Origin of the sequence: Acidocella sp., from assembly GCF_027352905.1 — a bacterium.
Taxonomy (GTDB): Bacteria; Pseudomonadota; Alphaproteobacteria; order Acetobacterales; family Acetobacteraceae; genus Acidocella.
The window spans coordinates 32,464-43,574 of the sequence record NZ_DAIEIF010000046.1 but is presented as its reverse complement, the minus strand read 5'-3'; the positions used below and the strand labels follow the sequence as shown (position 1 = coordinate 43,574).

The following is an 11,111-nucleotide window of genomic DNA, read 5'->3' as shown; positions in this document are numbered from 1 at the left end:
CACCGCCACCTATCTCGCCTGCGCGCGCATCGGCGCGGTCATCAACCCGCTCATGCCCATCTTCCGCGAGCATGAGCTGCGCTTCATGCTCGGCTTCGCCGAAACCAAGCTGTTCATCGTGCCGCGCCGGTTTCGCAATTTTGACCATGAGAGCATGGCCAAGGGCTTGCAGAAGGAGTTGCCCGAGCTGCGCCATGTGGTGGTGGTGGAGGGTGAGGGCAGGGATAGTTTCGAGGCGCTGCTCTCCGGGCCGGAATGGGAGAAGGAGCCGGACGCCAGCGCCATTCTGGCAAACAGGCCGAATGGTGATGACATTACCCAGTTGATCTACACCTCAGGCACCACCGGCCATCCCAAGGGGGTAATGCACAGCTCCAACACGCACACGGCGGCCATAATTCCTTATATGGAGAGGCTTCAGCTCGGCCCGGATGATGTCATCCTTATGGCTTCCCCCATGGCTCACCAGACCGGATTTTATTACGGTCTCGTAATGCCCATTCTTCTTCATGCCCATGCGGTATTGCTGGATATCTGGCAGCCGGACAAGGCGCTCGACATCATCCGCGCCGAGCATGTCACCTTCACCATGGCTTCCACGCCTTTTCTCTCAGACCTCACGCGGGAAGTCGCGAAAACCGGCAAAACGGTGCCGACGTTGCGTTATTTTCTCTGCGGCGGCGCGCCGGTTCCTGGCGCGCTGGTGAAAGAAGCGCGGAAAACCCTGGGCGTGAAAATTCTGTCCGGCTGGGGCATGTCTGAAAACGGCGTGGTGACGACGACCATGCCCGACGATGATGACGAACGCCCCATCAATACCGATGGCAAGCCCTTGCCGGGCTCGGAGCTCAAGATCGTCGATGCGCAAGGCCATACGCTGCCCACCGGCACGGAGGGCCGGCTGCTCGTCCGTACCTGCGGCAATTTCGCCGGCTATCTGAAATCCCCTCATCTCAACGGGATGGATGAGGAGGGATGGTTCGATACTGGCGATCTCGCGCGCATGGACGAGCAGGGATATATCCGCATCACCGGCCGCAGCAAGGATGTGATCATTCGTGGCGGGGAAAACATCCCCGTCGTCGAGGTCGAGGAGTTGCTGTACCAGATGCCCGCCATCCAATACGCGGCGGTGGTGAGCTACCCGGATGATCGGCTGGGCGAACGCTGCTGCGCGGTCGTGGTGTTAAAACCAGGGCACAGCCTGACCTTGGCGGATATCGTCTCCTTCATGAAGGAAAAGCAGGTGGCAATGCAGTACATTCCCGAACGGCTGGAAATAATGGACGCCATGCCCACCACCCCCTCGGGCAAAATTCAGAAATTCAAGCTGCGCGATCAGCTCAAAGAATTAGGCAGGCTTTGAGCGTCTCTCCCGGCCTATGGGCTTGACGCGGCATGGCGCTGGGAGTTGCTTTTCCCCCCGGCCGCGCCGCGGCCTTGCTTGCATAGGGTGAGCCATGTTCAGGGCAGATCTAGATATCCGCGATACCAGCACTTTAGCCGCTTTTCTGGCCCGCCATGGGCTTGAGAGCTACGAGGCGCTGGCGGAACGCGCCGATGCCGACCCCGACTGGCTTTGGGCGGAAATGCTCAAACTGGCCGGAACGAAATTCCGCACGCCTTATGCCAAATTGCGGGATATTTCCGGCGGCCCGGACTCCGTCCGCTGGGGCGTGGGCGCGACGCTCAACATAACCGAGACCTGTCTGGATGCTCAACTCGCCGCCGGGCTAGGCGAGAAGATCGCCATCGACTGGATAGGCGAGGATGGCAGCCGCCGGAGCTGGACCTATGCCGAACTGGCGGCAGAGACGGGACGCGTCGCCGCAGCCTTGGCGGCGCGCGGGGTGCGGCCCGGAGACGCCGTGGGCATCTTTATGCCGATGATCCCTGAGATCGAAGCGGCTCTGCTCGGAATCGCCCGGCTCGGCGCCGTGGCGGTGCCGCTTTTTTCCGGCTTTTCGCCCCCCGCCATCGCCAGCCGCTTGAATGACTGCGGCGCTGTCGCGGTACTCACCGCCGACGCCACGCCACGGCGGGGCAAGCCGGTCTGGATGGAAAGCGCGCTGGCCGAGGCGCTGCAGGGCGTGCCCAGCGTGCATACGGTGATCAGCCTGCGCCGCTTTGGCGGCAAGCCGGTCGAGCCGGCGCGTGATCTCGATTGGGCCGAAACCGTGGGCAAGGCTGACCCGAATTTTCCCGCGCGTGCCGTAGGCGCCGAGGATTTGTTTCTCATCGCCTATACATCGGGCACTACCGGCAAACCGAAAGGCGTCGTGCATACCCATCTCGGCGTACAGGCCAAAGCCGCCGCCGATGTTCTGCTCTGCCTCGATTTGAAACCGGATGACCGGCATCTTTGGATGACCGATATGGGCTGGGTGATGGGGCCGCTTACGGTGCTCGCGGTGCTGCTGGCGGGCGCCACGCTGGTGCTGGCCGAGGGTGCGCCCTCCTTGCCTGATGATCATTTCCGCCTCCTGCGCATCGCCGCCGAAATGAAAGTAACCCATCTCGGCCTCTCGCCCACTCTGGTCCGGCAATTCATGACGCGGGACCCGGCACCGCTCGCCGATTATGATCTTTCGGCGCTGCGCATCGTGCCCTCGACCGGGGAACCCTGGACGGAGGATGCCTGGCTATGGCAGCTCGACCATATTTGCCGCCGCCGCGCCGTGCCGCTTAATATTTCCGGCGGCACGGAATTATTCGGGGCGATTCTGCTCTCCACCGTGCTGCACGAGCACAAGCCGGGCGGGTTCTCCGGCGCGGCGCTCGGTGTGGGGGCGAAGGTGTTGCGGGCGGACGGAACCGAGGCGCCGGAGGGCGAGGTGGGAGAATTGGTGGTCACCCAGCCCTCCATGGGTCTCACCCCCGCCATTTTGGGGGATCGCGCGCGATATTTGGAAACTTATTGGTCGATGTTTCCCGGCAAGTGGCGGCATGGGGACTGGGTTCGCCGCGACCCCGACGGCACCTGGTATATTCTCGGCCGGTCCGACGATACGCTGAACATCGCGGGCAAGCGCATCGGGCCGCCGGAAATCGAGGCGGCGCTGACGGAAACCGGCAAGGTCATCGATGCCGCCGCTATCGCCGCGCCCGATGATCTCAAGGGCGTCGCGGTGGTGTGCGTATGCGTGGCCGCGCCTGGCGTCTCGCCGGATGACAAGCTGGTGGAAGAGCTCAAGGACCGGGTCGGGGACATCGTCTCCAAACCGTTTCGCCCGCGAGAAATCCATTTCGTCGAGGCCTTACCGAAGACGCGGACGATGAAAACGATGCGCCGGGTGGTGCGGGCCGCCTTTTTAGGAGAGAGCCCCGGCGATCTATCCTCGATCAGCAATCCGGAAACCATGGACGCCATCGCGGCCCTACGAAAGGAAGCATGATGATCACCATTTTCGGAGCCACGGGAAATACTGGCGCGCCGCTGGTGGAGGCGCTTTTAAGAAAAGGCGCGCCAATCCGTGCCGCCACCAGCGACCCAGGTAAATTAGAGTCATTGCGCGCCAAAGGCTGCGAGGCGGTTACGGCCAGTTATCAGGATCAGGCCTCGCTGGAGCGGGCTTGCGCAGAAGCCGAGCGGATTTATTTGGTGACGCCCGCGCATATAGATATGCGGCGATGGAAAGCCAATGCCATCGCCGCGGCCAAAGCGGCCGGGGTGCGGCATGTGGTGCTCGCCACCGGGCTGGGCGCCTCGCCCAAAGCCAGGCTGACCTTCGGCAAATGGCATTCCGAGACGCAGGAATTGCTGAAAAGCAGCGGCCTCGACTGGACATTCATTCAACCCACCTACTTCATGCAGAATCTTCTCTGGCAGGCAAAAACGATCGCTGGGGAGGGCGTTTACAAGGACGATCTTGGCGGTCCGGTGGCCTGGATCGATGCCCGCGATATCGCCGATGTGGCCGCCGAAGCCCTGACCGGCCCCGGGCATGAAGGCCAGGCTTACGGCTTGACCGGACCGGAGGCGCTGACCGGCCAGGACATCGCGCGACTGGTCAGCGAGGCGACAGGTCGGGCGGTGCGTTGGGTTTTGTTGCCGCCGGAGGACGCCAAAGCCGGGATGATCGCGGCCGGAATGCACCCGGAGGTGGCTGCGGCGATGGTGGAATTGGCGGCTCTCGCGCCACGCGGCTATTTGGCCGGTATTGAAGATACCGTGACGCGAGTGCTCGGCAGGCCCGCGCGCCGCTTTAGCGATTTTATCAAGGAGCAAGCGAGTTCCTTTATAAACTAAGCGGCTTGCCAGCTTGTAGAATTGCCTTGAGCAGGATGGCCCGCCGTTTGCCAAACTACCGTTAGGTAGATAATCTCCCGCCCATCGGAAGTTTGACGAGGCGCGCGACAGGCCGCCCAAACCTCTCCGGCAAAAACACAACACGCGGAAGGACCTGCAATGGATCTGGATCTCAAGGGCAAATCAGTCGTCGTCACGGGAGGAGGCTCGAATATAGGCCGGGCCATTGTGCTCGCCTTCGCCAGTGAAGGCGCCAACATCGTCATCGGCGATATAGACACGAATCAGGCCCAAAAAACCGCCGATTTGGCGCTACAGCTTGGCGCCGCCTCCGCCACAGTGCAGCAGACGGATGTGACGCAATACGACCAGGCCAAGGCTTTGATCAAAGCCGCCGCGGATAAGCACGGCGCGCTGGACGTTCTCGTTAATAATGTCGGCTGGGACAGGCTGATGTTTTTTACGCAGACCGAGCCTTCTTTTTGGCAGAAGGTCATTCAGATCAATTATGTCGGCGTGCTCAACTGCACGCATGCGGCGCTTGAGGTGATGGTGCCGCGCAATAGCGGCGCCATCGTGTCCATCAGCTCCGATGCGAGCCGGCAAGGCGAACCGCGCGAGGCGGTATATGGCGGCTGCAAGGCGGCGGTGAACAGCTTCATGAAGACCATCGCTAAAGAAAACGGCCGTTATGGCATACGTTGCAACGTGGTCTGCCCCGGCGTGACCATTCCGTCATCCAGCGATGAGGTGGGCGGCACCAGCATGTGGTCCGACGCGGGCAGCATGTTCACCCCCGAGCAACTGGAAAAAGTTGCCAAGGCGCTCCCGCTCCGTAAGGTGGGCCGGCCGCAGGATATCGCCAATGCCGTGGCGTTTCTCGCGTCGAATAAGTCGGCTGGCCACGTCACCGGCCAGGTTCTGTCCGTATCGGGTGGTTACAGTATGATCGGCTGAACCGTCTGGCTCCCATGGTTCGGCCTCTTTCGAGAGGCCGGGCCGCCTCGCCCCTCAAGGCGGTATGTCGGCATTTGCCGTGCTTGCCATATATTCTAACGTTTGTTAGGTTTGCCGCAAACGCCGTTTATATATTTGAGGGAGAAGGGACACATGCAATTTCAGCCCACCGAGCATCAGGAGGCGATTCGCGAGACCGCGCGCCGCTTCGCCCAGGAAAAACTGGCCCCGACCTATCTTGAGCGCGCCAAGGGCCATGTCATGGATCGTGGCCTGCTCAAACAAATGGGCGCCCTTGGCTTGATCGGCCCCGACCTGCCGGAGGAATATGGCGGGCTCGGCGAGAACGCGGTCACATCCGGGCTGATCACCGAGGAAATTGCCAAGGCTGATTTCAATGTCAGCTATATCCAGCTCCTCGGCTCGCTGATGGGAGGCATGGTCGCGAAATACGCATCGCGTGAAATCGCCCAGCAATGGGTGCCGAAGGTGGTGGCGGGCGAGGCGCTGATCGGGCTTGGCCTCACCGAACCGCGGGGCGGGTCGGATGCCGCCAACCTCATATTGCGCGCGGAAAAATCAGGAAATGGCTGGAAGCTCAACGGCGAGAAAACCTCGATGAGCTTCTCCACCCAGGCGGATGCGGCGGTGGTCTTCGCCCGCACCGGCAGCCCCGGCGGCGGCTCGCGCGGGGTGAGCGCCTTTTTCGTAGAGCTCAACCAGAAGGGGATCACCCGCACGCATTTCGACGATATCGGCACCCGCCCGGTTGGGCGCGGCTCGGTTTTTTTCGATGACGTGTTCGTTCCCGCTGAATGCATGATGGCCGAGCAGGACCGGGCCTTCGGCACGATCATGAACGGGTTCGATTACAGCCGCGCCCTTATCGGTCTTGAATGCCTGGGCGCCGCGCAGACCTCGGTGGATGAAACCTGGGCCTATGTGCAGCAGCGCGAGGCGTTCGGCGCGCCGATCGTTCAGTATCAAGGGGTTAGCTTCCCGCTGGCGGAGGCCGAGACCCAGCTGACCATGATGCGCCAGCTCTGCTATTACACGCTCGACCGCAGGGATCGCGGCCAGCCCCACACCGCCGAGGCGGCGATGTGCAAATGGTACGTGCCAAAAACCGCCTGCGAGATCATCCATAATTGTCTTATCCTGCACGGGCATTATGGCTATACGAACAATCTTCCTTTCCATCAGCGCTATAACGATGTGCTGGGCCTGCAGATCGGCGACGGCACCGCGCAAATCCAAAAACTGGTCATCGCCCGCGAGAAGGTCGGCCGCATCGCTCTGCAATACGACGTGAAAAAATAAAGCCATTAGCCCCAGCCGGTCTCGGCCGGCTGGGGCCCTATTTCCGCGCCGCACTTCTTAAATATTGAGAACGGATTGAAATTAGGCTAATCTCCTCGACGGGATAATAAATTTTACAAGCAATGCCGGTCCAAAAGAAAAAAGCCTGTCCTAGCTGATATGATTACGGGACGGCCTGATTTCGATCAGGATTTGGATTGCCGGGAGATCACCGAAAATGACGAGCGACTCTGTACGCCTAAACGTTCCACCCCCGCCTAATGTGATTGCCCGGGTGACGATCGGGGATTTTCTCCGCCGTGTCGCGGCGCGCGATCCGGGCAAAACGGCGCTGGTCTTCAATGAGGACCGGCTGACCTATGGCGAGCTGGATGCGCGTGTTAGCCGTTGCGCACAGGCTTTGCTTGCGGCGGGGCTCAATCCGGGCGACAGAGTCGTGACATTCTGCGCCAACTCTCTTGAATATGTCGTCAGCATGTTCGGCATTCACCGCGCCGGGCTTATCTGGGTGCCGGTCAACATTCATCTGGCATTGGATGATGTCCGGTATATTATTGAGCATTCGGAGGCGAGCTTCGTCATCATTGATGATGAATTCATGCTCCGGCCGGATCTGCATGACCTGGTTTCCCAACGTCCCGGTAAGGGCTTTGTCGTTGGCGGGAACAATCTCCCTTCCGGTTTTGCGCCGTTTGCGGACTCCCTGGCGGCACAACCCGCCGCCGAGCCGGATGTAACCATTCAGGACCGGGACGTGGCGCAGATCATGTACACGAGCGGCACGACGGGCCGCCCTAAGGGCGTGATGCAAAGCCACCTCTCGGTTGTCATCACCGCCATGGCGAACGCCATAGAGCTGGGACTCACCAGAACCGATGTCGCTAATGGTGTGTTGCCGCTGTTCCATTGTGGTCAGCATACTTTCCTTTGTTCTTATCTTGCGGCTGGCGCCACGACGGTGTTGGATGTCGGATTCGATGCGAAGCGGATGCTGGATGACATAGCCCGCGAGCGTATCACTTTCATCTTTGCGCTGCCCCTCATGTATCAGGCGATGCTGGAGCACCCAGACCGGGGGGTATATGACACCTCCAGCCTTCGGCTTTGCCTCTACGCGATGGCGCCGATGCCTGAATCTCTTTTGCGGCGGCTTATCGATACTTTTTGTCCGCAATTTATGCTGGCTTCGGGGCAAACGGAAATGTACCCCCTCACGGTTTATTTCCGGCCGGAGGAGCAACTTAAACGGATTGGCCCCTATTGGGGCGCTCCCTCGATCCTCGACGATACCGCCGTCATGGACGATAATGGCCGTTTGCTGGGTGAGGGTGAAATCGGTGAAATCGTTCACCGCGGTCCCAACGTGATGGAAGGCTATTATAAGAATCCCGAGGCGACCGCGGAGGCGCGCGCCTTTGGCTGGCATCACACCGGTGATCTTGGCATGTGGGATAAGGGATTACTGGTTTTCAAGGACCGAAAGAAGGATATGATCAAGACCGGGGGTGAGAACGTGCCTTCCGTGAAGGTTGAATCAACCCTGCTCCGCCACCCGGCCGTGGCGAATGTCGCGACGGTCGGATTGCCTCATGAATATTGGACCGAGGCCGTGACCGCCTTTGTGGTGCTCAAACCCGAGCAAAGCGTGAGCGAAGGGGAGCTTCTTGCCTTTTGCAAGCAGCACCTCGCCGGTTTCGAGACTCCAAAAGTGGTCCGCATCGTGGATGCTCTGCCGATGACGGCCACCGGCAAGATTCAAAAACATGTCCTTCGTCATGAATATCAGGATCTTTATAAGAAAGAAGCTGCCAAGGCGGGCTGACTTGCCGCCGAGGCGATCCCTCAGAGGCCTCGGCTCATAAACACTCCTATTTTAATTTTAGAGGAGAACGATTTCATGCGAATCGGTAGTGTCGAATTCGAGAAACGAGGCCGTATCGCCCTCATTACCCTGGATGAACCTCATAAGCTCAACGCGCTTTCCACCGGCATCCGCCAAGGTGTTCTCGAAAGCTTTGCTAAAATCGAGGCCGATGACGAGATCCGGGTTGGCATCATCACCGGAAATGGAGAAAAAGCATTTTGTGCCGGCGCCGATATCAGCAACTTTCCCGAAACGCCGGAACAGGCGCGCGATTTCATCGCTCACGTTCTGCCCTTTCTCGAAGCGCCTGAGCGTTGCCGTAAGCCGCTGATTGCTGCGGTGAACGGCATGGCCTTTGGCGGTGGCTTCGAACTTGCAATCGCTTGCGATTTCATTCTGGCTTCGGACAAAGCGAAATTCGGTGTGCCGGAAATTCAGCTCGGGTTGTTGCCGGGCTTCGCGGTGGTACGGCTGCATGAAATCGTCGGACGCCCCAAGGCCAAAGAGATGAGCATGCTGGGCGAGCCGATCAGCGCCGAGGAAGCCCACAGGCTCGGCATCGCCCTGCGGGTCGTACCGCATGAAAAACTGATAGATGAAGCCATGCAGTTCGCTGAAAAATTGGCGGGCAAGCCACGCATGGCCGTAGAAATGGCTAAATCTTTTTATAATCGCGGGCTTGGCGGCGATGAAATGCGTTACGCCGTCGACGCGTTTCCCTTCCTCTTTATGACCGAAGATGTCAAGGAAGGGGTCGCCGCGTTCCGGGAAAAGCGGAAGCCCAATTTCAAATAAGCTGTCTTCCGCTCTATAATGGAGTCCCAATCGTTTACTGATGCATCCGCCCATAATAGCGGCTGTATCGTCAAACCGGGCTTGGGCATTTAAGTTTCCCTTGGCGAATGCGCTCCGAGGCGCTAGGATTCGGACTCGTAACCTATCCTAGCAGCCAAAAATCTCGGGGAGCATTGGATGTCGCAAGATACCGAAAAACAAATATTGGCCGAAGATGTCGCCGTTTTACACAAAATGGGTTATGCCCAGGAACTATCACGGCGAATGCACGGTTTTTCTAATTTTGCCGTTTCGTTTTCCATCATCTGCATTCTTGCGGGTGGCATCACCTCTTTCCAGGTGGGGTACTGCACGGGTGGCGGCTTTACCGCCATCATTGGCTGGGTTGTCGGCTGCCTGTTCTCATTAACGGTCGGCCTTTCCATGGCTCAAATCGCCTCGGCCTATCCCACGGCTGGGGGACTATACCATTGGGCGTCCATTCTCGGCGGGCGCGGCTGGGGCTGGACCACGGCCTGGTTCAATCTTCTCGGGCTCATCTTTGTCATCGCCTCGGTGGATGTCGGCGTTTATAATCTTTTCGTCGGCCTTATTCTCAACAATATTTTTCATGTCGATACGTCCTCATGGGGATTTACCCAGCAAACCATCACGGTAACCGTGATCCTTGCATTGCAAGGGTTGCTTAATCATTTTGGAATTCGCACTACCATCAAGCTCATCGATTTTTCCGGCGTGCTCATCTTGGTCATCGCCGTTCTGCTGACCGGCGCCATGCTCTTCGCCGCACCCCATTTGGATTTCTCCCGTCTTGTCACCTTCCACAATTTTTCGGGCGCGCCGGGGGGGAACGTCGTTCCGCACAGCGACAGTCCATTTTATTTGTTTCTGCTTGCTCTTCTATATCCGCTGTATACCGTTACAGGGTTCGATGGATCGGCTCACACCTCCGAGGAAACCGTGGATGCCCGGCGCAACGTGCCGCGTGGCATCATAAACTCCATCGTGTGGTCGGCCGTGTTCGGCCTGTTCATGGCGGCCTCCTTTATCCTCGCCATGCCAGACCCTATAAAGGCGGCGGGGGATGGCGGCAGCATTATTTTTAATCTCATGGCGAGCCTGGCGATCCCTCTATGGCTGAAGGACGTTCTTTACATCGGCATTGTTCTCGCTAATTTTCTCTGCGCGCTGGCGGGTGTCACCTCCACCTCCCGCATGGTCTATGCCTTTGCCCGCGATGGAGGATTGCCGGGGCATAAATATTTAAGGCGCGTGGACCACAAGCACCGCTCTCCCATTTACGCCATTTGGGCGGTCGTGGTGGTCACCATTGCCGCCACCCTGTATTCTCCCGCCTTCGCGGCGTTGGCGGCTGGTTGCGCGATGTTCCTGTATATTTCCTATACCATGCCGGTGGTTGCCGGCCTGTTTGCGGAGGGGCGGAGCTGGACGGAGTTCGGGCCCTTCCGTCTGGGCGTCTTTTCCAAGCCCTTGGCGCTCATAAGCACCGTCGGCAGCCTCCTCCTCATCTATATCGGCACCCGCCCGCCCAATGACATTCTCGATAGCTATTTCATCGGTCTGTTGGTGCTGATCGCTGTGATTTGGTTTGGCGTCGCCCGGACCCGCTTTCCCGGCCCGCCTATTACCGCGGCGCAGGTCGCTGCCAGGGCTGCCGAAATCAGCGCCGAGGAAGCAGCCTTACGCGACGCCATGGACTGACTTCATGACGATTTGCTGCCGGTTAAACGGCAGCAAGTCACGCGCAACCCAATGCGGGCGCTGGGTTCCGGCGCGGGCTTGTTTTGTCATTCATAGATTGGCGTCCCCAGGGGGATTCGAACCCCCGTTGCCGCCGTGAGAGGGCGGTGTCCTAGGCCTCTAGACGATGGGGACTAAAGGTAGGCGGCTGGTACGACGCCGCGG

The 11,111-nt window shown here is 59.4% G+C and carries 8 protein-coding genes and 1 tRNA gene; 8 read left to right on the top strand and 1 reads right to left on the bottom strand.

All coding sequences use genetic code 11. The features are described from left to right. The 8 genes from M7H45_RS08545 to M7H45_RS08510 form a co-directional block, all read left to right on the top strand. The coding region (locus M7H45_RS08545; protein ID WP_298216063.1) for an AMP-binding protein at positions 1 to 1,366 on the top strand (1,366 nt) is incomplete at its 5' end. Between the two features lie 94 nt (positions 1,367 to 1,460). Further along, positions 1,461 to 3,395: an AMP-binding protein gene (locus M7H45_RS08540; RefSeq protein WP_298216060.1), complete on the top strand. Its 1,935-nt coding sequence runs from the start codon at positions 1,461 to 1,463 to the stop codon at positions 3,393 to 3,395. Further along, on the top strand, positions 3,392 to 4,249 hold the full coding sequence (locus M7H45_RS08535) for an SDR family oxidoreductase (RefSeq protein ID WP_366145526.1): 858 nt from the start codon (positions 3,392 to 3,394) through the stop codon (positions 4,247 to 4,249). Before M7H45_RS08540 ends, M7H45_RS08535 begins: the two co-directional genes overlap by 4 nt. A gap of 159 nt (positions 4,250 to 4,408) precedes the next feature. Then, positions 4,409 to 5,206, top strand: coding sequence for an SDR family NAD(P)-dependent oxidoreductase (locus M7H45_RS08530; RefSeq protein WP_298216058.1), 798 nt, complete (start codon positions 4,409 to 4,411; stop codon positions 5,204 to 5,206). Between the two features lie 153 nt (positions 5,207 to 5,359). After that, on the top strand, positions 5,360 to 6,526 hold the full coding sequence (locus tag M7H45_RS08525; protein WP_298216056.1) for an acyl-CoA dehydrogenase family protein: 1,167 nt from the start codon (positions 5,360 to 5,362) through the stop codon (positions 6,524 to 6,526). Between the two features lie 274 nt (positions 6,527 to 6,800). After that, positions 6,801 to 8,348 (top strand): AMP-binding protein, encoded by a 1,548-nt coding sequence (locus tag M7H45_RS08520; RefSeq protein ID WP_298216055.1) that lies wholly within the window; start codon positions 6,801 to 6,803, stop codon positions 8,346 to 8,348. Between the two features lie 75 nt (positions 8,349 to 8,423). Then, positions 8,424 to 9,185: an enoyl-CoA hydratase/isomerase family protein gene (locus M7H45_RS08515; protein ID WP_298216053.1), complete on the top strand. Its 762-nt coding sequence runs from the start codon at positions 8,424 to 8,426 to the stop codon at positions 9,183 to 9,185. 177 nt (positions 9,186 to 9,362) lie between these two features. Continuing rightward, positions 9,363 to 10,907, top strand: a complete 1,545-nt coding sequence (locus M7H45_RS08510) for an APC family permease (RefSeq protein ID WP_298216051.1) — start codon at positions 9,363 to 9,365, stop codon at positions 10,905 to 10,907. A gap of 98 nt (positions 10,908 to 11,005) precedes the next feature. Here M7H45_RS08510 and M7H45_RS08505 read toward each other — a convergent pair. Then, positions 11,006 to 11,081 (bottom strand) — tRNA-Glu (locus M7H45_RS08505). Positions 11,082 to 11,111 lie beyond the last annotated feature (30 nt).

Bases quoted from the DNA above. Each gene is read 5' to 3' on its own strand.
- M7H45_RS08525 (WP_298216056.1), top strand. From the start codon at position 5,360: ATGCAATTTCAGCCCACCGAGCATCAGGAGGCGATTCGCGAGACCGCG.
- M7H45_RS08510 (WP_298216051.1), top strand. From the start codon at position 9,363: ATGTCGCAAGATACCGAAAAACAAATATTGGCCGAAGATGTCGCCGTT.
- M7H45_RS08540 (WP_298216060.1), top strand. From the start codon at position 1,461: ATGTTCAGGGCAGATCTAGATATCCGCGATACCAGCACTTTAGCCGCT.
- M7H45_RS08535 (WP_366145526.1), top strand. From the start codon at position 3,392: ATGATGATCACCATTTTCGGAGCCACGGGAAATACTGGCGCGCCGCTG.
- M7H45_RS08530 (WP_298216058.1), top strand. From the start codon at position 4,409: ATGGATCTGGATCTCAAGGGCAAATCAGTCGTCGTCACGGGAGGAGGC.
- M7H45_RS08515 (WP_298216053.1), top strand. From the start codon at position 8,424: ATGCGAATCGGTAGTGTCGAATTCGAGAAACGAGGCCGTATCGCCCTC.